The sequence below is a fragment of the Microvirga sp. KLBC 81 genome, from assembly GCF_003075415.1.
Classification (GTDB): Bacteria; Pseudomonadota; Alphaproteobacteria; order Rhizobiales; family Beijerinckiaceae; genus Microvirga.
The window spans coordinates 24969-45526 of the sequence record NZ_QDAH01000017.1; the positions used below are offsets into that span (position 1 = coordinate 24969).

Below are 20558 nucleotides of genomic sequence, written 5' to 3' on the forward strand. Positions count from 1 at the left end.
ATCTAAAGGTTCTCAAGGAGTTTCCGGGCCTCTGCAATCTCCCCGTCTGTGAGTTGGCGACGCGCGAAGGCCTGAGGAGCCCCCTGGCCAACCGGGATGAGGACGCGCGGCGCTGGGGCTGCCGATTTGGGGATGGTCAGGACCAAGGTCGCGGCGGGTGCCGCCACCGCGCTGGCCCGATGGATAACGCCGGGAGCAAGCCGGTAGGCGGTGCCGGCGCCGTGAACTTCATTTGTGAGCTGGCGTAGGACCACCCGAGCACCTGTCCGGCACATGGAGGACTCTGCCGTGGAATAGGCTACCTCCAGAAGCTCGTAGTCACCATCCTGGGCTAGGACCGCTTCGAACGTTTCATGACGCAATGCTCCGCCCAGAACAAGTGAGTTGAGTTGGTAGATATGGTCATGGATCTCGCCCCCCGCTTGTGTTTCTGGAACATGCCATCCCTCCGGCCACAGGTGATAGCGAAGGTTCATTCCGTCGGAGACGGCCTCGGATGCATAGAGGAAGCCCAGAGGGTGGCGCCGAGCCGTAGTGTTCAACAACGGCCCAATCCGAGCTCGAAAAAATGTCACGGCCTGCCGAAGGTCCTGTTCGGTAAGTTGGCGGACTGCTGGATCACTCCGCAGAAGGGTGACAATGTCATCGGCCATATCGATTTGCCTTCGAAGACAGCAGTTGCCGGGCCGCCTCTACAATGGTGGTGTCGTAAGCTGGCAGACCCTTGATCGTGGTCAGCACCTTGTCATTAAGCGCATCAGCCACGTCGGACGGGCCCGCAGGCACCAAATCCCAGGTGACTTTCCGGCTCTGCGCGAGTTCGTTCTCGACTGCGTCCCTGAACATCTCGAAGTAGGGATTCCCGGAGTTCGTCAGGATCGCGGGCAGCTTCTTGGCATCGCGTGTGATCAGGGCACCGGAATTCGACAGGTCATAGCGCAGGACTGGGACCGAGGGGCAAAGGCCGATCTCAGCCTTGAGATAAGGGTTCCGCGAGCAAGCCAGGACGACCGCCGAAATCGTGGCAAGCACGTTCGCGGAGAGTGTCGTGTCGTCCGCGGCCTCCCCAAGCCCCTGCTTCAGGCGTTTGTATAGCACTCCGTTTGCGCCTTGGTCCGGATCAGGGATGACGAGGCGAATCCGGATGTGACGACGCTCCCTCCGGGCGAGATCGTCTAACCGGGGGAGGACAGCGGAGCGGAAATAGGAGCCACTCCGGCCCCAAAACCAGTAGTCGGATGCGTTTGCGGGAAGATTGATGATGCCATCCCCAATCTCAACGTCGCGCAGAGGGACAACCTCGGCGTCCCTCAGCCCAGGAGGCGTGATCAGAACATAGAAGAGATAGATGGCGATGAACACGGCAACGGTCGCAGCGAAGTTACCGAGGAAATTCGTTGCGAATTCACGAAACGGCGATCCGGCCGGAGCATAAGCCGTAATGACGAACAGCAGGAGCAGAAGGGCGCCCAGCAAGAGCCCAAAAAGCGCAAAAAGCGCAGGATGGTGTAGCGGCTGCGCAGAACCGCTCGAAGCGAGGGATCAATCATAGGCAGTGGACCCCGTGCCGATGCACGATGGAATGAGCTTAGGTTCGGCACTAGCTATCCACCTCGACAGGAGAAAGCATCTCAAGATCGGTAGCGCTCATCACCTTGAGGCAGACCTGTGCCGCTGTTGCGTTACACGATTTTTCTCTACCAATCGACTGCAATTCTCGGGGCCTTTGGATTTGACCAGGAGAGAAGCATGAACAGTGCTTGGGTACGGCGGATTGACGCGCCGATTCGAACGCAGTCGGGAAGGATTGTTGTATCAGCGTTGTATCAAGCTGATCGACCGAGAGAGCCGTCGATAGACAAACACTCGTAGACTATTGTTTTTCCGAAGAAAATTTGGAGCGGGCGATGGGAATCGAACCCACGACATTCAGCTTGGGAAGCTGACGTTCTACCTCTGAACTACGCCCGCGCTCTTTCAGAGCATATCGATCTTAGCCACACTTCCGCAAGGGGTCAGCGGAAGTGCTTCGACAGTTTCAAGCCTTGGGCCTGGTAGTTGGAGCCGGCCCCTGCCCCGTAGAGCACCTGCGGGCGCTCGGCCATGCGCTCATAGACCAGGCGTCCGACGATCTGCCCGTCCTCCAGGATGAAGGGGACATCGCGGGAGCGGACCTCGAGAACCGCGCGGGCCCCCTCCCCTCCTGCGCCGACGTGGCCGAAGCCCGGATCGAAAAAGCCGGCATAATGGACGCGGAACTCGCCCACGAGCGGATCAAAGGGCACCATCTCGGCCGCGTAGTCCGGCGGGACATGCACGGCCTCCTTCGAGGCCAGGATATAAAACTGGCCCGGATCGAGGATCAGGGTCCGGCTGGCATCGGCGTAAAGCGGCTCCCAGAAATCGGTGATCCGGCAGGAGCCTGGCTTGTCCACGTCCACAAGCCCCGTATGGCGTTTGGCCCGGTAGCCGATGAGATTGTCGGAGCCGAAGCCCGCCAGATCGACGCTCACCGCCACGCCGTCCTGGATCGACGGCTCGGCTGAGGTGACGACCCGCTCGCGCTCATGCAGCGCCTGGAGCTCGGCATTGCTTAAGCGCACCTCCCCCTTGCGCAGGCGCAGCTGCGAGAGGCGGGTGCCCGTCCGCACCAGGACCGGGAAGGTGCGGGGCGAGATCTCCGCGTAGAGCGGGCCGGCATAGCCCGCGCCGATGGTGTCGAATTCCTGACTGCGGTCTGTGATCACGCGGGTGAACACGTCGATACGGCCCGTCGAACTCTTGGGATTCGCGGCGGCGGAGAGGTCATCCGGCAGGGCCAGGCTTTCCTGCAGCTCGGCGATATAGACGCTGCCTGTCTCCAGGATAGCCCCGGCCGAGAGGTCGATTTCATGGAAGCTCAGCTGAGCCAAGCGGTCCTTCACCGTATGGTTGCGACCCGGCAGGAAGCTGGCGCGGACGCGATAGGCCCGACGGCCCAGCCTCAGATCGAGGCTTGCAGGCTGCACCTGATCGGAGGCGAACGGCGTCTCCGGCTTGATCACGCCTGCTTCCGCAAGGCGCATAATGGCATCGGCCGATTGGATCCCGTCCTTCAACACAACCATGATCTTGTTCCAGGGCCCTGCCCTTATTCGAGTGTTCTTGAAGCTTAGCTGTCGACGTCGTGTAGCGGAATTGTCAATCCCTTTCACCATTTTCATCATGAAATGCGTGCCAGGCCAGCCCTATCCGGCCCAAGGCGCTCATGAAGGTTAATCCGGCAAAGGCATAGGCCAGAACCGGGAAGAAGCCGGGCACCAGCATCATGGCGGCAAAGAACAGGATGGTCTCCGTCCCCTCCATGAAGCCGGCCGTGTAATAGATGGACTTGATCCCCCGGGAGCTGCCCGTGATCCCGCGCCTGGCCGCAACCGCCGCAAAGGCCAGGAAGCTCGCCCCGTTCACATAAAAGGAGGCGAGGAGAACGGCTGCAGGCACGGCATTGGACGCGGGATCCTGCAGGGCGAAGGCCAAGGGAATGGCGCCGTAGATCGCGAAATCGCAGACGGTATCGAGAAAGCCACCCCGATCCGTCGGCCCGATGGCGCGGGCAATGGCCCCGTCGAGGCCATCGAGCACGCGGTTGAGCGCAAAGAGAAAGAGAGCTGCCGGCTCCAAGCGCAGTGCCAGCATGAAGGCAGCGGCTAACCCGGCACCTAAACCCAACAGCGTCGTGGCATCGGCGGAGACACCGGCACGGGCAAGCCCCTGCCCGATCCGATTCAAGCGCGGATCGATCCTGCGTCTCACCCACCCGTCAAGCATGCCCCCTCCTTGAAGCCCTCGATTGACGGAGCTTCGTAGCCGCCTTACCACGGGGACTGAGCATTCCACCACTGGCTTCAAGGGACCACTCATGTACAAGGCCGTCACCCGCGGCATCAGCGTGACCGTGACACCCCGCTATCTGCCGGAAGAATCCTCGCCCGACGAAAACCGCTATTTCTTTGCCTACACGGTCGAGATTATCAACCTGAGCCTCGAGCGCGTGCAGCTGCGTGCCCGCTACTGGCGCATCACCGACGAGCAAGGCCGCGTGCAGGAAGTGCGCGGCGCGGGCGTGGTTGGCGAGGAGCCGGTGCTCGGCCCCGGCGAGAGCTACAGCTATACAAGCGGCTGTCCCCTGACGACGCCGAGCGGCACGATGCAGGGCAGCTATGTGATGGAAACCGCGGGCGGCGAAACCTTCGACGCCGAGATCCCGGCCTTTTCACTCGACATGCCGCGCAACAGGCGCGTGCTGCATTGAGGTTCGCATGTCTTTTAACGGTCAGCGGCTCACGCCGCTTGAAATGCTGGCGAAGCTGGTTGCGTTCGATACGGAGAGCGCAAAGTCCAATCTGTCCCTGATCGAGTTCGTGGAAGGCTATTTGCAAAGCTGGAGCGTGCCCTATGTGCGTGTGCCGAACGAGACCGGCGACAAGGCCGCGCTCTATGCCACCATCGGGCCGCAGGACAAGGGCGGCATCGTGCTCTCCGGCCACACGGATGTCGTGCCTGTAGCGGGCCAGAACTGGACCTCCGACCCATTCACGCTGCGCGTCGAGAACGGGCGGGCCTATGGTCGCGGCGCGGTAGATATGAAGGCCTTCGATGCACTGGCGCTCGCACTGGTGCCCGAATTTCAGGCAGCCAATCTCAAGACGCCCATCCACATCATGCTCTCCTACGACGAGGAGACCACGTGCCTTGGCGTCGTCGACACCATTCGCCGCCTGGGCCATGACCTGCCGCTCCCGCAAGCGGTGATCGTCGGCGAGCCGACGATGCTGGAGGTCGTGGATGCGCACAAGAGCGTCGTGACCTTCACAACGACGGTACATGGATCGGAAGCGCATTCGTCCAAGCCCTATCTCGGCGCGAGCGCCGTGATGACGGCAGCGGAGATGATTGGTGAACTCAATCGCATCAGCGACGAGATGATGGAGCGCGGCGACCCGAGTGGACGCTTCGATCCGCCCTACACCACCGTGCATGTGGGCGTGATCTCGGGTGGCACGGCGCGGAACATCATCTCGAAATCATGCACCTTCCATTGGGAGTTCCGCGGCCTGCCCAATCAGGACCCCAACGAGATTCCCGATCGGCTCGAAAAATTCGCGCAGGAGGTTGCGTTGAAGCGCCTGAATCGCTTCGGCGATTTCGGACGCATCGAGACGACGCTTCACTCGCGTGTGCCAGGTCTCGCGCCTGAGCCCGGATCGTTTGCGGAAACATTGGCGCTGCGCCTTGCGGGCAAGAACCGCACGCACACGGTGCCGTTCGGAACGGAGGCCGGTCACTACCAGGCGGCCGGCATTCCCACCGTCGTTTGCGGCCCCGGCTCCATCGATCAGGCGCATCAGGCAGACGAATACATCACTCTCGATCAGTTGGAAGCAGGCGCGGCCTTCATGCGCCGTCTCGCGGCGACCTGCGCCGAGTCATAATGGCCTGCACCCACGCCATGCCTGGGACGAGCCCGGGCATGGCGATGAGGATGCGTTAGCGGGAGCAGATTTTACGCTTCCGTCTTCGCGATCTCGGCTTCCACGTCGGCGGGATCGAGATCATAGAAGCGCGAGCAGAACTCACAGGTGATGCCGATACGCCCGTTGTCGCCCACCATGTCGCGGCGATCCTCGGGCGAGAAGCGGCGCATCATGCCCATGATGCGCTCGTGCGAGCAGGTGCATTCCTCATGCACGTGCTGGCCTTCAAACACGCGCACGCCACGCTCGTGAAAGAGACGGTAGAGCAGCCGCTCGCTCGACACCGCGGGATCGATGAGCTCGTGATCTTCCACGGTCGCCAGAAGCGACTTGGCTTCGACCCAGGCATCATCCTCGGACGGCCCGGAAAGATCCTTGGAAGGGTGGCCCTCCGGAATATCGCCGGGATGAAGGTCAGTCTGGCGCAGGCGTTCCGACGATGACGGCAGGAACTGGATCATCAAGCCGCCCGCGCGATAGGTGTGACGGCCGCTTTCGAACTGCTCGGCAACGGCGAGACGCACCTGTGTCGGGATCTGCTCCGACTGGCGGAAATACTGATGGGCGGCTTCCTCGAAGCCCTGGCCTTCGAGCGCAACCACGCCCTGATAGCGGCTGCGCTCCGTGCCCTGGTCGATGGTCATCGCGAGATAACCATGACCAAGCAACTCGCCTGTGCTGGATGTTGAGGAGCCGAGCGCTTCCAGCTTCTCCTTGTCGAAGCGAGCCGTAGCGCGCAACTTATCCGGCGCGTTGAAGTCCACCACCACCATATCGATGATGCCATCGGTCTTGGTCTGAAGCTGGAAGCGGCCTTCGAGCTTCAGCGATGCGCCAAGCATGACGGTGAGCGCAGCCGCCTCACCGATGACACGGGCCACCAGGTCAGGATAGCCGTGACGGGACAGGATGGTATCGATGGAGGGACCAAGGCGCACCACGCGCCCGCGCACGTCGAGCGGCTCCACCGCGAACGGCAGAATGACGTCATCATGTCCCTCGAACGAAGTTGAACTCATGCGTTTGCTGCTCCAAGGCACCACGCCAGGATGCCCTTCTGTGCATGAAGCCGGTTCTCGGCCTCATCGAAGACCACGGATTGCGGACCATCCATGACGTCATCCGTCACTTCCTCGCCGCGATGCGCCGGCAGGCAGTGCATGAAGACGGCATTCTTGGCGGCCACGCTCATCAGCTTGCTGTTGACCTGATAGGGCTTCAGCAGGTTGTGGCGGCGGAACTCGTCGTCATCGCCCATCGAGACCCAGCAATCGGTGATGACAGCATCAGCTCCTTCCGCCGCCTCGAAGGCGTCGGTCGTCACGCTGATCCTTGCTCCTTCCTGCTTTGCCCAGGACAAAAGCTCCGGGCGCGGAGCAAGTTCCGGCGGAGATGCGATCTTCAGCGTGAAATCAAGGCGCCCCGCCGCGTGAACCCAGGAGGCGAGCACGTTGTTGGCATCGCCTACCCAGGCGATCGTGCGGCCTTCGATGGAGCCGTTGTGCTCCTCGAAGGTCATGATATCGGCCATGATCTGGCACGGATGGGTCATCTTGGTCAGGCCGTTGATGACGGGGATCGAGGCGTACTGCGCCAGCTCCGTCACCATGGCATGATCGAGCGTGCGGATCATGATGGCGTCCACATAGCGCGAGAGAACACGCGCCGTGTCGGCGATGCTCTCGCCACGGCCAAGCTGCATCTCCTTCCCCGTGAGCATCAGCGTCTCGCCGCCAAGTTCCCGCATGCCGACATCGAAAGAGACGCGAGTGCGGGTGGAGGGCTTGTCGAACACCATGGCGAGCGTCTTGCCCTCAAGCGGGCGCTCCTTGGAGCGCTCGCCGCGGCGACGCTTGGCCTTGATCTCGGATCCGACCTTCAGGATGTGACGGATCTCAGACCCTGAAAAATCGCTGAGATCGAGAAAGTGACGAGTCGTCATTGAGCTGCTCCCGGCTGAGCGGCTTTCTTCAGCTCAGCTTCCATGGCCGCGCAGGCGGCATCCAGACGATTGAAGGCTTCCGTGATGTCCGCATCCGAGATGATGAGCGGCGGCAGAAGCCGGACCACGTTGTCGCCGGCGGCGACCAGAATGAGCTTCTGAGCGCGGGCGGCGGCGATGAAATCGGTGTTGGGGACAATCGTGCGAATGCCCATGATGAGACCTTGCCCGCGAACCTCAGCGATGATGGCCGGATGCCGATCCTTCAACTCGGCGAGACGCTGCTTCAACAGCAGCCCCTTGCGCTCGACCTCCTGCAGGAAGCCAGGCTCCAGGACGACATCGAGCACAGCATTGCCGACAGCCATGGCAAGTGGGTTGCCGCCGAAGGTCGTGCCATGCGTTCCAACCGTCATGCCCTTCGCAGCCTCGGCCGTAGCAAGGCAAGCGCCCATCGGGAATCCGCCACCGATACCCTTGGCCACCGACATGATATCCGGCTTCACGCCCGTCAATTCATAGGCGAACAGCTTGCCGGTGCGCCCAACACCCGTCTGAACCTCGTCGAAGATCAGAAGAAGGCCGTGTCGATCGCAGAGCGCGCGCAGCTCTTTCATGAAGGCGGCATCGACCGGTCGCACGCCGCTCTCGCCCTGGATCGGCTCGATCATCAGGGCTGCCGTCTGCGGGCCGATGGCGGCCTTCAGGGCCTCGAGATCATTGAAGGGCACTTGATCGAAGCCCTCTACCTTGGGGCCGAAACCTTCCAGGTATTTGGCCTGGCCACCCGCCGCGATGGTCGCCAGCGTCCGGCCATGGAAAGCGCCCTCGAAGGTGATGATGTGGAACCGCTCAGGGTGCCCGCTCACGTAATGATAGCGGCGCGCCATCTTGACCGCCGCCTCGTTCGCCTCGGCACCCGAGTTGGTGAAGAACACCACATCCGCGAAGGTGTTCTCCACGAGGCGCTGAGCCAGCCGCTCCCCTTCGGGGATCTGATAGAGGTTCGAGGTATGCCAGATCTTGGAAGCCTGCTCCGTCAGTGCCGCCACGAGGTGGGGATGGGCATGCCCCAAGGCGTTCACGGCGATACCGGCCCCGAAATCGAGATATCGCTGCCCATCTCGGCCGTAGAGCCAGGGCCCCTCCCCCTTTTCGAAAGAAAGCTCGGCACGCGCAAAAACTGGCAGCAATGGCGATGTCACGGGTTATCTCCGCCTCTCGTGGTGACCCAAGGTCGCACCTGGAGGCCGGCCTTGAGCCTTAAAAAGAAAGCGCCGCCCAAGCGGGGCGGCACGGTGGAGATTCTAACGAGGTGCGAGACCCTGTCAATTCAAGAGAAATGAAGTGACTCATCACGGGTAAATTTTTCCGTAAGGTGACTTCCTTGGGGAAAACGACAGGGGGTGGCCGGGGACTCTTGCGCCCGAGTCCACCCATCCTGTAACTTCAGGGCAGTCGAGTACGGCATTCGTGCGGCGGCTCTCACCCTCAGGAGCGACCCCTCTCAGCGCGGTCGGACATCAAGTTTCTGTCCGCGAGGTACGGGGGATTCTGGGTTCAAAGACGCGGCCACGATGGAGGCAGGTTTAAAAATGACAGATGCGGGCGCAACTTGGACGGATGAGCGGGTCGAGCTTCTCAGGAAGCTCTGGACCGATGGCTTGAGCGCGAGCCAGATCGCCGCCGAGCTCGGCAACGTGACCCGCAACGCGGTGATCGGCAAGGTTCACCGTCTCGGCCTCTCCGGCCGTGCCAAGGACGTGAAACCCGCCACCGCTGCCCCGCGCGTCCGCAAGGTGACCCGCGCGCCCAGCGCTCCGGCCCCGATTGCGCCTCAGGCCCACAGCAACGTGGTTCTCGCCCCCATCCCGCTCCAGCCTGTGCGCGCGGAGCAGGAGGTGATGGTCGAGGAGGATGTGGCCATCCCTATGTCCGAGCGCGTAACCATCATGGACCTGCGCGAGTCCATGTGCCGCTGGCCTATGGGTGATCCCACCAAGCCGGAGTTCCGCTTCTGCGGCGCCCGCTCCATCACCGGCCTGCCCTATTGCACGCACCACGCCCGCATCGCTTACCAGCCGGTGGCCGACCGCAAGCGTGAGCGCAAGCTGGCCCGCGCCTAAAAGCGCTACAGAGTTCCCACCAGGAAGGCCGCGCTGATGATCTCAGCGCGGCCTTTTGATTTCTGATGAACGATTTCAGCTCTCTGCGTTTGCAGCCTGCTCGGCCCGCGCGAAGGTTTCATCAAAGGAATAGCCGGCCCCGCGCACCGTGCGGATCGGATCGGGCATCTTGGGCAGGTTGATCGCCTTGCGCAGGCGGCCCACATGAACGTCCACTGTGCGCTCGTCGATATAGACGTCGTGCCCCCAGACCGCATTGAGCAGATGCTCGCGGGAGAAGACGCGACCCGGGCTCTGCATGAGAAACTCCAGCAGGCGGAACTCCGTGGGGCCCAGGTGCAGGTCCTTGCCGGAGCGGCGCACGCGATGGGTTTCGCGGTCAAGCTCCATGTCGCCTGCCCGCAGCAATGTCGCGATATGCGCAGGCTTCGTGCGGCGCAGCAGCGCGCGGACACGGGCCAGGAGCTCCGGCACCGAGAAGGGTTTGACGATGTAATCGTCAGCGCCCGTGGAGAGGCCGCGGATTCGGTCACCCTCCTCGCCGCGTGCCGTGAGCATAATGATCGGCAAACGCTCTGTTTCCGGACGCACGCGGATGCGGCGGCAGAGTTCGATGCCGGAGAGGCCCGGCAGCATCCAGTCGAGCAGCACGATATCGGGCACCTGCTCGCGCAGGCGGATCTCGGCCTCGTCCCCACGCGAGACGCTATCCACCTCGTAGCCCTCAGCTTCGAGGTTGTAGCGCAGGAGCAGCGTCAACGGCTCCTCGTCCTCCACGATCAGAACGCGAGGCCCCATGGTCAGGCTCCTGCCTCGACGCTGGTGTCGATGGACCGGTCATTCTTAGGCCGATCAATCGCGAGCGTCTCTCCCGTCACCAGATAGTGCACCGTCTCGGCGATATTGGTGGTGTGGTCGCCGATGCGCTCAATATTCTTGGCGCAGAACAGAAGATGCGTGCAGAACGAGATGTTGCGCGGGTCTTCCATCATGTAGGTCAGAAGCTCGCGGAAGAGCGAGGTGTAGAGCGCGTCGATGGCGCCATCGCGCTTCCATACGTCGAGCGCGCGAGCCGTGTCTTTCTGTGCATAGGCATCGAGAACGTCCTTGAGCTGACCCAGCACCAGATCGCTCATGTGCTGAAGACCCACTACGATCTTCTGCGGCTGGAAGTCGGAGCCGATGGCGAGCGCGCGCTTGGCGATGTTCTTGGCGAGATCGCCGATGCGCTCGACGTCGCCCGAGACACGGATGGCCGAGATGGTTTCGCGAAGGTCCACCGCCAGCGGCTGGCGACGGGCGATGGTGAGGATGGCGTTTTCCTCCACCTCGCGTTGAAGCACGTCCAGGCGCTTGTCCGAAGCAATGACGGATTGCGCCAAGGCCGTGTCGTGGCGGACGAGCGCCTGGATCGCATCGACCAGCATCTTCTCGGCGATGCCGCCCATCTCGGAAATCCTACGCCTGAGGGCCTGCAGGTCGTTGTCGTAAGAGCTGACGATATGCTCCGCCATGGGAAGCCTCCTTGAAGCGCTTCGGTCAGCCGAAGCGGCCCGTTATGTAATCCTGGGTCTGTTTCTTGGACGGGTTCATGAACATCTTGGTCGTCGGCCCGAACTCGATGAGCTCACCCAGATACATGAAAGCGGTGAACTGCGAGATGCGGGCCGCCTGCTGCATGTTGTGGGTGACGATGACGATGGTGAACTCGGAGCGGAGCTGCTCGATCAGCTCCTCGATCTTGCCGGTGGAGATCGGATCGAGCGCGGAGGTCGGCTCGTCGAGCAGGATCACCTCGGGACGCTGCGCGATGGTGCGCGCGATGCAAAGGCGCTGCTGCTGACCACCGGAGAGACCCATGCCGGACTGGCGCAGCTTGTCCTTCACCTCGTCCCACAGGGCAGCCTTGCGCAAAGCCTCTTCCACACGGCCGTCGAGTTCGCTCCTGGGGAGTTTCTCGTAAAGGCGAATGCCGAAGGCGATGTTGTCGTAGATCGACATCGGGAACGGCGTCGGCTTCTGGAATACCATGCCCACCCGCGCGCGCAGCTCGTTCACGTCAACAGACGGAGACAGAACGTTCTGTCCATCAAGCAGTATCTGGCCTTCGGCCCGCTGCTCCGGATAAAGGCTGTAGATGCGGTTGAACGTGCGCAGCAGCGTCGACTTTCCGCAGCCGGAGGGGCCGATGAGAGCCGTCACCTGCCGGTCGTAGAAATCGATGGAGACGTCCTTCAGGCTGCGGAAATCGCCGTAGTAAAAGTTGAGGTTCCTGACGGCGATGCGGGCCGGTGCGTCGGCATCGGCAGCGGCCGCATTCCCGATGGCGCTGCTCGCATTAACGGCAATCGTGCTGCTCATCGGACTTTATCCTTCTTAAAGAGCAGGCGCGCCATGACGGACAGCGCCAGGATGGACAGGGTGATGATGAGGGCGCCAGCCCAGGCGAGCTGCCGCCAGTTTTCATAAGGTGCCAGCGCAAACTGGTAGATCGTGACGGGCAGGTTCGAGACGCCGCCCATAAGGCTCGGGCTGAACCAGAAATTATTGTTGAGCGCCGTGAAGAGCAGCGGCGCGGTCTCGCCGGCAATGCGGGCAGTGGCGAGGATCACGCCCGTAACCATGCCGGCCCGCGCGGCCTTCCAGCTGATTTTCACAATCACCGTCGACATGGGTGCTCCGAGCGCCGCTCCGGCTTCGCGCAGGGAGCCCGGCACGAGGCGCAGCATGTCCTCGGTCGAGCGCACGATGACGGGGATCGCGATGATCGCGAGCGCCACGCCGCCAGCCCAGCCGGAATAGCCGCCCATCGGCTGTACCATGAGCATGTAGACGAACAAACCGATGAGAATGCTGGGTGCTGCCAGCAGGATATCGTTGACGAAACGAATGACGGTCGCGAGCTTCGAGTTCTTGCCGTATTCGGCGAGGTACGTCCCCGCGAGCACGCCGATAGGCGTGGCCACCACGATGCCGAGAATGGTGAGGATCAGACTGCCGACGATGGCATTGGCGATGCCGCCTCCTTCAGTGCCGGGACCCGGTGTCGTTTCCGTGAAAACAGCGGGCGATAGGCCGCCGATGCCCTCAATCAGGAGCATCAGCAGAATCCATCCGAGCACGAAGGCGCCGAGCGCCGTAAACAGCGTGCAGATGATCTTCAGGGCCCGATCCGCGAGGTAGCGGCTGCGGCGCACGCGGCCCCAGGGCACATGAGCCGTCGTGGTGGGGTGATCGTAAGCAGCGGTATCCATCATCCACCTCTTTAGTGCGTCTTCACGCGGGCGATCAGAAGACGCGCAAGGGCCAGAACAATGAAGGTCACGACGAAGAGAATGCAGCCCAATGCAAGCAGGGCGTTCATCTGCATGCCGGCCGCTTCATTGAACTCATTGGCGATCCGGGAAGCGATCGTCGAACTTGGATCGAAGAGCGAAAGCGACAGACGGTTCGCGTTGCCGATGACGAAGGTGACCGCCATCGTCTCACCAAGCGCGCGGCCAAGGCCCAGCATGATGGCCCCGATGATGCTCACACCAGCCTGAGGAAGCAGCACGTAGCGAACCACTTCCCAGGTGGTGCAGCCAATCCCGTAGGCGCTTTCGCGCAGCACGGTCGGGATCTGGTCGAGAATATCGCGCGTGATGGAGGCGATGAACGGAATGATCATGATCGCGAGGATGATCCCAGCCGTCATCATGCCCACGCCTGAGGGCACGCGAGCGTAGAGCACGGTTCCGAGGATCGGCATGCCCTCGACGATGGAGGTCAGCGGAACCTGGACGTATTTGGCGAAGAGCGGGGCGAAGACGAAAAGACCCCACATGCCGTAGATGATGCTAGGCACCGCGGCCAGAAGCTCGATCACGGTCGACACCGGACGGCGCAGCCAGGGGGGGCAAAGCTGAGTGAGGAAGATCGCGATGCCAATGGAAATCGGAACACCGATCGCGAGCGCGATGAGCGCCGATGTAAGCGTGCCGGAAATGGCGACCCATGCGCCATATTGATCTTGGCCCACATTCCATATGCTGGAGGTGATGAAGCCGAAGCCGAATTCCTGGAAGGCGGGCCATCCACCATAAACCATGGTGCCGATGATGCCGGCGAGGACGGCGAGAACGATCAGGGCGGAGCCGTAGGCAGCCCAGCGAAAGCCCTGATCGAAAGCAGGAGAGGAGCGGCGGCGGACGGTGTGCATGCTCGACAGGGTCATCTTATCAGACACGACAGCCATCCGCCTCACTCCTCTCGACAAGCTACGTAGAGCTGTCTTTCTTACTTCTTGTAGACCGGCTGACCCGAGGCATTCTTGATCTCGTTCGCCCAGGTCGTGCGGATCTGCTCGACGACGTTGTCGGGCAGCGGCACGTAGTCAAGATCGCTGGCGAGCTTGTCGCCGTTCTTGTAGGCCCAGTCGAAGAACTTCAGAACCTCAGCGGTCTGCTCCGGCTTCTCCGCGGTCTTATAGACCAGGATGAAGGTGGGGTTCGTGATCGGCCAGGCGTCGTCGCCAGCTTGGTTGGTCAGCGAGATGCCGTAGCCGGGAGCGGACGACCAGTTGGCATTGGCAGCAGCGGCCTGGAACGACTTCATCTCAGGCTGCGGATACTTGCCGGCCTGGTTCTGGAGCAGAGCATGAGGAATGTTGTTCTGCTTGGCGTAGGCGTACTCGACGTAGCCGATCGAGTTCGGAACCTGCTTCACGGTTGCAGCGACACCCTCGTTGCCCTTGCCGCCCTGGCCGACCGGCCAGCTGATCGTGGTGCCTGCACCGAACTCACCCTTCCAGTCCTCGGAGACCTGCGAGAGGTAGGTGGTGAAAACGCTGGTCGTGCCCGAGGAATCGGAGCGATAGACCGGGGTGATGTTGGCATTCGGCAGGTTCACACCGGCATTCAGCTGGGCAATTTTGGGATCATTCCACTTGGCGATCTTGCCCTGGAAGATGTCAGCCAGAACTTGGCCCGTGAGCTTGAGCTGGCCGGCCTGAACGCCCTGGATGTTCACGACGGGGACGACGGCGCCCATCACGGTCGGGAACTGGACGAAGCCGTTCTTCTCGAGATCGGCACCCTTCATCGGAGCGTCTGTGGCGCCGAAATCGACGGTCTTGGCCTGGATCTGCTTGATGCCGCCGCCGGAACCGATCGACTGGTAGTTCATGCCAGTGCCGGTCTCCTTCTTGTAGGCTTCAGCCCACTTCGAATAGACCGGGAAGGGGAAAGTCGCGCCTGCGCCGGTGATGTCGGCAGCGGACGCCGTGGTCGTCAGGCTCGCGACGGCAAGGCCGGCCGCAATGGCGAAGGACATGATCTTCACGATAATTCTCCCTGTTCATACATGCGCGGCAGGTGGTTCCATGACCTACTCCGGACCGCGCGAGGGGACAGCTAGGCCCAGCGCATGTAGGCTCTACGACAGTTGGATGACAATTAAATGACACCCCAAAAGATCCCACGGGAACGCCTTGGGATTGTATCGTCATCCGGCGGAGGGAGCCTCAGGCAGCGTAACGGTAAAACGCGCACCCTGCCCTGGCTCGCTGGTGATATCGAGCTGGCCGCGGTGACGGTTGACGATGTGCTTGACGATCGCAAGACCCAGGCCCGTGCCGCCTTTGTCCCGGCTCTCGGCGACATCGACACGGTAGAACCGCTCCGTCAGGCGCGGCAGATGCTCCGGCGCAATGCCGGGACCGTAATCCCGAACGGAGAAAACCGCAGACCGGCCTTTGGAGTTGTTGCCTGCCTCGACACTCTCAACCGTGACATCGACAGCCCCGCCACTCTCACCGTATTTCACGGCGTTCTCGATGAGGTTCTCGATGACGCGCAGAAGCTCGTCCCGGTCGCCGAGCACACGAACAGGGCGTGACGGCAGCGCCATCCGGATCTCCACCCCCCTCTCCTTAGCCCTGGGCGTAAACGTCTCGACCATTGGAGTGACGAGAGAGCCGAGATCGACGGTATGCGTCGGAGAGACATGCGCTCGCATCTCGATGCGCGAGAGAGACAGGAGGTCATCGATCAGACGCCTCATGCGCAGAGCCTGGAGGCGCATGATCTCAAGGAACCGCTCGCGTGCCTTGGGATCGTCCTTGGCAGGCCCCTGCAAGGTCTCGATAAACCCTAAGAGAGAGGCGAGAGGCGTACGCAGCTCGTGGCTCGCATTGGCTACGAAGTCCGCCCGCATGGCTTCAAGGCGTCGCGCCGAGGTGAGGTCGCGGAAGAACAGGACTACACTAGGCTGCACGGCCATTCCCGTCCCCTCGGTCTGCATCGGGCCGATATGCACCTCGAAGGTGCGCTCCGTAGGAACTCGCTCGGAATATTCGATGCGCAACGGAGTTGCGGCCTCCAGCGCCTCCTCGATGCCGTCGAGCACATCAGGACTGCGCAGGGCAAAGGACAGGGGATGGCCGACCTTCAGCCCCGGCAGGAGGAGGTGGGCGGCCCTGTTCGCTTCAAGAACCACGGCCCTCCGATCGACGAGGATGACAGGATCGGGAATATGGGCCAGAACGGCCTCCGCCATGCCGCTCCGGGCAGAGGCCTTGGGACGCGTTTGCAGGGCTTGGCCCAGACGCTGCCGCTGCAGGCCGCTCAAGGCCACGCTGAGCGCAATGGCGCTGATGGCCCCGACCACGAACCAGACATCGCCGTATCCGCGCCAAAGCGCGACAAGGCTCAGCAACAGGCAGGCCAGGAGTGCTCCGCGAAACGCGGCCATACGCAGCGGGTTGGCGCCTGAGGAGCTGCCTTCCGACCCGATCTCGCTGGGATCTGTCATGATGTTGCGGGGTTCCCGGTGAGTTTCGCGTCCTCATTAAGACGCGCGCCCCAAAGAGTCATCTCCCGGCCAGGCTTTCCTCTGCGGCGTCCTCATCCGGCTTGAAAGCCCCCCGCGAGGAGCGCAGGCGGTTGCGGACCTCATAGGCTCCCAGAAGAGCGAGCGCCACGACGAAGGGGATCAGGTAATAGCAGAGGCGGTAGAGCAAGAGCGCGCCGAGCACCGGCTCCCGGGGATAGCTCGAGAGGGCCAGAAGAATGGTGGCCTCGAAGACGCCCAAACCGCCTGGCGCATGGCTTGCCACACCCAGCATGACGGCAAAGATGTAAACCGCCAGGAAAGTCTCGAAGCTCAGGCCATGTCCGCCTGGCAGCAGGACGAAAAGAACTCCCGCCCCGGCGCAGACATCGGCGGCACCGATCAGGATCTGCCCCAGGGAGAGGCGCAGTCCCGGCAGTTCCAGCTTCCAGCCTTGGATCCGCACCACCCGACGCTTGAACGAGACCCAGATCAGGTAGCCGGCGACGAATACGGCCGCCGCGAGGCCGATCAGCTGGTTGACCCAGATATGAGTGTAGACAAGGCTTGCCAGCTCGTCCGCCTTGCGGATCAGGCTCCAGGCCAGGACGAGGGCCATGCCGAGCCAGAAGGTGACTCCGGTAATGACAGTGAGGCTCGCCACCCGTCCCGGGCTGACGCCTTTCGGGGAATAGATCCAATAGCGAACAGTGCCGGCGGTGAGGAGCGGGAAGCCGAGGGTGAAGCTCACCGCATAGCTGGTGAAGGAGGCCATCGTCGTGGTGCGATAGGGAATCTTCAGCTTGAGCTGCTTGAGGGCGATGGCGTCGTAGCAGGTCAGCAGGCTGTAGCTGATCGTCGTGAAGAGGATTGCAAGGCCGATCTGCCGCAGGCTCGCCGCCGTGAAGGCGGATTTGAGCTCATTGACGTCGATTTCGGAGACAATCCTCCAGAGAACGACGAGAGACGCGCCGAACAGAATCACGCTGGCCGCCATTCCGATCCAGGCGAACCGACGGGAGCGCCGCTCCTTGGGGTGCAGGGCTTCGGCAGATGTAATGTCCGGCGGAGCAACCGAATGAGGGCTCATATCGTTCATGAAAGGGTTCAATCAGCCTCGGCGTGAAAACGCCCCAAGGGTTCAGGAGCAGCCCTGCATCTATGCGCTCCAACAGCGGAGCGCCAGCCTGTGAGGCGGTTTCTTAATGCTTTCTCATCATCAGAGCTACCCTTTGGCCCTCAAAATCACAGATTGAGCACGATTTAGGTTGTCAGCATCGAAAAGGCCCACAACAATGAAGTTCCCTTTGGTAGGAGAACAGGCGGCAAGTCGCGCCCCCAGGGAGATCCGCGTGGATTTCAAGGAAACGGAAAATCAGTTTGCCGTTCTGGCGGAATCCCTGCCGCAACTCGTCTGGTCGGCCGGATCCGATGGGTCTCGCGATTATTTCAACCGCCGCTGGTATGAGTTCACGGGCATGTCCCCGGAGCAATGTCTCGGAAACGGTTGGCAGAGGGCCCTTCATCCCAACGATCTGCCCAAAGTTCTAGAGCAATGGCGTCGGTCCATCGAAACCGGCACCCCCTATGAAATCGAGTACAGAATCCGGAACGCTGCAGGCAAGTATGAATGGGTGCTCAGCCGCGCCCTGCCGATTCAAGATCTCTCCGGCCACATTGTGCGCTGGTTCGGAACCAGCACCAATATCGATGCGCAGAAAAAGGCCGAGGAAGCGTTACGCAGCCTCGACACCCGTTATCGCCTGGCGCTTGAGGCCGCCGATCTCGGAACGTGGCAGATCGATCTGGAAAAAGGGCAGATCCTCTGGGACGAGGGAACCTGCGCGCTCTATCAGATCCCTCACGATGGGTCGTTCAGCATGCCCCTCGAACAGGCGATCGGCATGATCCATCCTGATGATCGTGAAGCCGTACGGGCGCGCATCGCGAAAGCCTGCGATCCGCAATCCGATGGTTATTATGAGAACGAGTACCGGGCCATTCTGCCGGATGGCAAGCTCCGTTGGTTTCGCTCAGTCGGCCAGGCTCTTTTTGCACCAGATGGCGACAAGCCTCATGCGTTAAGCCTCTCAGGCGTGATCAGCGATATCACTGAGCGTCATGCCTTCGAGGAAGCCCAGCAGCTTCTCACGCGGGAACTGAACCACCGCGTAAAAAACCTCTTTGCCATCGCCAACGGCATGGTCTCGATGACGGCACGCACGGCCAAGGACCCGAAGGAAATGGCCACTGCTCTGCGCGGACGCCTGAGTGCGCTCTCGCGCGCTCACGAATTGGTTCAGCCGGCAGTCACCGTGGGGCATGGAACAGGATCGGATGTCGAGCTCGCCCGATTGTGCGAGGCCGTTCTCGAGCCATACCGGCAGGCTGGCGCAAACAGAGTCGCGATCGAAGGACCAAGCGTGCGCGTAGGCTCCAACACGACGACGAGCCTTGCCCTCGTTCTTCACGAGCTTGCTACCAACGCGGCCAAATATGGATGCCTGTCCAACGCTGAAGGCCGGCTCGATATCCGCTGGATGGTTCATGACGAGATGGTCGATCTTCTATGGACGGAGACCGGCGGCCCTGCCGTGGAGAGCCCGCCGGATTTCGAAGGCTTCGGCACTCAGCTTTCCCAGAGAAGCATCGCTGGTCAGCTCGGTGGCACGTTGGAGCGGGAATGGTTGCCGGAAGGACTGCGCGTGCACATGACCTTTCCTCTTGCCCGGCTGGCAGGCTGACGCTTCGTTCGATGATCTCCACCTGGAAACATGCATGACGACCCATCGCCGCGTCCTCGTCCTGGGCGGAGCCCGTTCGGGCAAGAGCCGCACGGCTCTTGAGCTGGCGGAAGCCTCGTCTGAAACACGCATTCTCATCGCGACGGCGCAAGGCTTCGACGATGAGATGCGCGCGCGCATTGCGCATCATCGATCGGAGCGCGATCCATCCTGGAAGACGGTGGAAGCTCCGCTCGCTCTCGTCGCAGCCATTCGCGCGAATGCAGGTCCAGGCCGGATCGTCCTCGTCGACTGCCTGACGCTGTGGCTCTCAAATCTCATCATGAACGAGCGCGATTCAGGCCGCGAAATCGATGCATTGATCAATGTCTTGACGGGCATCGCGGGACCGGTGATCCTCGTGTCCAACGAAGTCGGTCAGGGGATCGTCCCCACAACGGCTCTCGGGCGTTCTTTCCGGGATCAACAGGGGCGATTGAACCAGCGCATTGCTGAAGCGTGCGATGCGGTTGTCTTCATTGCGGCGGGATGCCCGGTTCTCCTCAAACCCGCCCCTCCATTGGATCTGCGCTTGGGTTGAGCCATCACACCCTTCAACGCACCTTCGCCCTGATCTCCGCCGCCAGAGCGTCGATAGCCTCAGGGGTCGAAGGCCCACCACAGATCGTGAGCTTTCTCGGCACCACGAGACGCCGCTCCAGCGGAACCGCATTCACGAGCGCCGGATGAACGAAGAGCGCCGTTCCATTGTCGACGGCTTTATCCGAGTCATCATCCAAGAGCAGGAAATCCGGAGGCGTGGTGACGATGGTCTCAAGGCGAGCCATGCCGCCATGCGGCAGCCCCAATGCCTCCTGATGCGGCTTGAAACCCATATGGATCAGAAGCTCGTTCATGGGGGAATCCGTCGACGACACCCAGCTTCCCCGGTCGTAGACAAGGATGCTCGGTTTGCCCTGGACGATATTCTTCGTGCGTTGGAGCGCAGTATCGATCCTCGCGATCAGCGCCTCACCTCGCTCCGGATGGCCGAGCGCGCGCGCCATAGTGCGGATCTGCTCCTGCCCTTCGTTGAGACTCGTCCAAGGGCCAAGCGTCAGCACCTTGAGGCCTTGCGCCTTCAGAAGCGCGGCCTGGCCCTGCTGGCCATAGGTGCCGGACAGCACGAGCTCCGGCCCGCTGAACAGGATGGTCTCGGCTCTTCCGTCATTGACCGGCACGCCTTGGGCCTGCTCGGCCATGAAGGAGATCGACGGATCCTTGATGAGAAAGCTCAATGAGGCGATCTGATCGCGGTCGGCGAGCGTGAGCAGCATCTCATCGGTGCAGAGGTTGAGGGACACCACGCGCTGGGGCCGCGGTTGTGCTCCCGCGACGCTTCCCCAAAGGAAGGCGATGCAGATTGGCAACATCCATCTGGAAA

The 20558-nt window shown here is 61.9% G+C and carries 21 protein-coding genes and 1 tRNA gene; 5 read left to right on the forward strand and 17 right to left on the reverse strand.

Annotation, left to right across the window (positions count from 1 at the left end; translation table 11 throughout):
• Positions 1-2: 2 nt before the first annotated feature.
• The 5 genes from DC522_RS13250 to DC522_RS13270 form a co-directional block, all read right to left on the reverse strand.
• Positions 3-545 carry a hypothetical protein gene (locus DC522_RS13250; protein ID WP_133239281.1) on the reverse strand — a complete coding sequence of 181 codons (543 nt, stop codon included), beginning with the start codon at positions 543-545 and terminating at the stop codon, positions 3-5.
• 97 nt (positions 546-642) lie between these two features.
• Positions 643-1476 carry a hypothetical protein gene (locus tag DC522_RS13255; protein ID WP_116529167.1) on the reverse strand — a complete coding sequence of 278 codons (834 nt, stop codon included), beginning with the start codon at positions 1474-1476 and terminating at the stop codon, positions 643-645.
• A gap of 420 nt (positions 1477-1896) precedes the next feature.
• Positions 1897-1971, reverse strand: a tRNA-Gly gene (locus tag DC522_RS13260).
• A gap of 44 nt (positions 1972-2015) precedes the next feature.
• On the reverse strand, positions 2016-3107 hold the full coding sequence (locus DC522_RS13265) for a 2'-deoxycytidine 5'-triphosphate deaminase (RefSeq protein ID WP_116529168.1): 1092 nt from the start codon (positions 3105-3107) through the stop codon (positions 2016-2018).
• 73 nt (positions 3108-3180) lie between these two features.
• Entirely contained in the window at positions 3181-3807 is a 627-nt protein-coding gene (locus DC522_RS13270) for a CDP-alcohol phosphatidyltransferase family protein (RefSeq protein WP_116529169.1), read from the reverse strand.
• 91 nt (positions 3808-3898) lie between these two features.
• Between DC522_RS13270 and apaG the strand changes: the two genes are divergently transcribed.
• Together apaG and argE are read left to right on the forward strand one after the other, a co-directional pair.
• Positions 3899-4291 carry a Co2+/Mg2+ efflux protein ApaG gene (gene apaG / locus DC522_RS13275; protein WP_116529170.1) on the forward strand — a complete coding sequence of 131 codons (393 nt, stop codon included), beginning with the start codon at positions 3899-3901 and terminating at the stop codon, positions 4289-4291.
• A gap of 7 nt (positions 4292-4298) precedes the next feature.
• Entirely contained in the window at positions 4299-5471 is a 1173-nt protein-coding gene (argE, locus tag DC522_RS13280; protein WP_116529171.1) for an acetylornithine deacetylase, read from the forward strand.
• Between the two features lie 71 nt (positions 5472-5542).
• On the opposite strand, the gene DC522_RS13285 is transcribed toward argE, so the two are convergent.
• From DC522_RS13285 to DC522_RS13295, 3 genes are read right to left on the reverse strand one after another with little or no spacing between them, the layout of a single operon-like run.
• Positions 5543-6532 (reverse strand): Hsp33 family molecular chaperone, encoded by a 990-nt coding sequence (locus DC522_RS13285; protein WP_116529172.1) that lies wholly within the window; start codon positions 6530-6532, stop codon positions 5543-5545.
• Positions 6529-7455, reverse strand: coding sequence for an ornithine carbamoyltransferase (gene argF / locus DC522_RS13290; protein ID WP_116529173.1), 927 nt, complete (start codon positions 7453-7455; stop codon positions 6529-6531). Before argF ends, DC522_RS13285 begins: the two co-directional genes overlap by 4 nt.
• On the reverse strand, positions 7452-8660 hold the full coding sequence (locus DC522_RS13295) for an aspartate aminotransferase family protein (RefSeq protein WP_116529174.1): 1209 nt from the start codon (positions 8658-8660) through the stop codon (positions 7452-7454). The genes argF and DC522_RS13295 overlap by 4 nt, the downstream gene beginning before the upstream one ends.
• 390 nt (positions 8661-9050) lie before the next feature.
• Here DC522_RS13295 and DC522_RS13300 point away from each other — a divergent pair, with 390 nt between their 5' ends.
• Positions 9051-9581: a GcrA family cell cycle regulator gene (locus DC522_RS13300; protein ID WP_116529175.1), complete on the forward strand. Its 531-nt coding sequence runs from the start codon at positions 9051-9053 to the stop codon at positions 9579-9581.
• Between the two features lie 75 nt (positions 9582-9656).
• Here the strand turns inward: DC522_RS13300 and phoB are convergent, their stop codons facing one another.
• The 8 genes from phoB to DC522_RS13340 form a co-directional block, all read right to left on the reverse strand.
• Positions 9657-10379 (reverse strand): phosphate regulon transcriptional regulator PhoB, encoded by a 723-nt coding sequence (phoB, locus tag DC522_RS13305; RefSeq protein ID WP_116529176.1) that lies wholly within the window; start codon positions 10377-10379, stop codon positions 9657-9659.
• A 2-nt stretch (positions 10380-10381) separates the two neighbouring features.
• Complete coding sequence (phoU, locus tag DC522_RS13310) at positions 10382-11095, reverse strand: phosphate signaling complex protein PhoU (RefSeq protein ID WP_116529177.1); 714 nt, start codon at positions 11093-11095, stop codon at positions 10382-10384.
• Between the two features lie 25 nt (positions 11096-11120).
• Positions 11121-11942 carry a phosphate ABC transporter ATP-binding protein PstB gene (pstB, locus tag DC522_RS13315; RefSeq protein WP_116529178.1) on the reverse strand — a complete coding sequence of 274 codons (822 nt, stop codon included), beginning with the start codon at positions 11940-11942 and terminating at the stop codon, positions 11121-11123.
• The gene (gene pstA, locus DC522_RS13320) at positions 11939-12835 is read right to left on the reverse strand and encodes a phosphate ABC transporter permease PstA (protein ID WP_116529179.1); all 897 of its coding nucleotides are present in this window, start codon (positions 12833-12835) and stop codon (positions 11939-11941) included. The genes pstB and pstA overlap by 4 nt, the downstream gene beginning before the upstream one ends.
• An 11-nt stretch (positions 12836-12846) precedes the next feature.
• Entirely contained in the window at positions 12847-13797 is a 951-nt protein-coding gene (gene pstC, locus DC522_RS13325; protein WP_371679519.1) for a phosphate ABC transporter permease subunit PstC, read from the reverse strand.
• A 62-nt stretch (positions 13798-13859) separates the two neighbouring features.
• On the reverse strand, positions 13860-14894 hold the full coding sequence (gene pstS / locus DC522_RS13330) for a phosphate ABC transporter substrate-binding protein PstS (RefSeq protein ID WP_371679521.1): 1035 nt from the start codon (positions 14892-14894) through the stop codon (positions 13860-13862).
• A 171-nt stretch (positions 14895-15065) separates the two neighbouring features.
• Positions 15066-16373, reverse strand: a complete 1308-nt coding sequence (locus DC522_RS13335; RefSeq protein ID WP_245444138.1) for an ATP-binding protein — start codon at positions 16371-16373, stop codon at positions 15066-15068.
• A 58-nt stretch (positions 16374-16431) separates the two neighbouring features.
• A complete protein-coding gene (locus tag DC522_RS13340) occupies positions 16432-17490 on the reverse strand; it encodes a lysylphosphatidylglycerol synthase domain-containing protein (protein WP_116529182.1) in 1059 nt (352 codons plus the stop codon).
• Positions 17491-17743: 253 nt separating this feature from the next.
• Here DC522_RS13340 and DC522_RS13345 point away from each other — a divergent pair, with 253 nt between their 5' ends.
• Positions 17744-19135, forward strand: a complete 1392-nt coding sequence (locus DC522_RS13345) for a sensor histidine kinase (protein WP_165820151.1) — start codon at positions 17744-17746, stop codon at positions 19133-19135.
• A 34-nt stretch (positions 19136-19169) separates the two neighbouring features.
• Entirely contained in the window at positions 19170-19715 is a 546-nt protein-coding gene (cobU, locus tag DC522_RS13350) for a bifunctional adenosylcobinamide kinase/adenosylcobinamide-phosphate guanylyltransferase (protein ID WP_116529216.1), read from the forward strand.
• A 13-nt stretch (positions 19716-19728) separates the two neighbouring features.
• On the opposite strand, the gene DC522_RS13355 is transcribed toward cobU, so the two are convergent.
• Positions 19729-20547, reverse strand: coding sequence for an ABC transporter substrate-binding protein (locus DC522_RS13355; protein ID WP_245444140.1), 819 nt, complete (start codon positions 20545-20547; stop codon positions 19729-19731).
• Between the last annotated feature and the right edge of the window lie 11 nt (positions 20548-20558).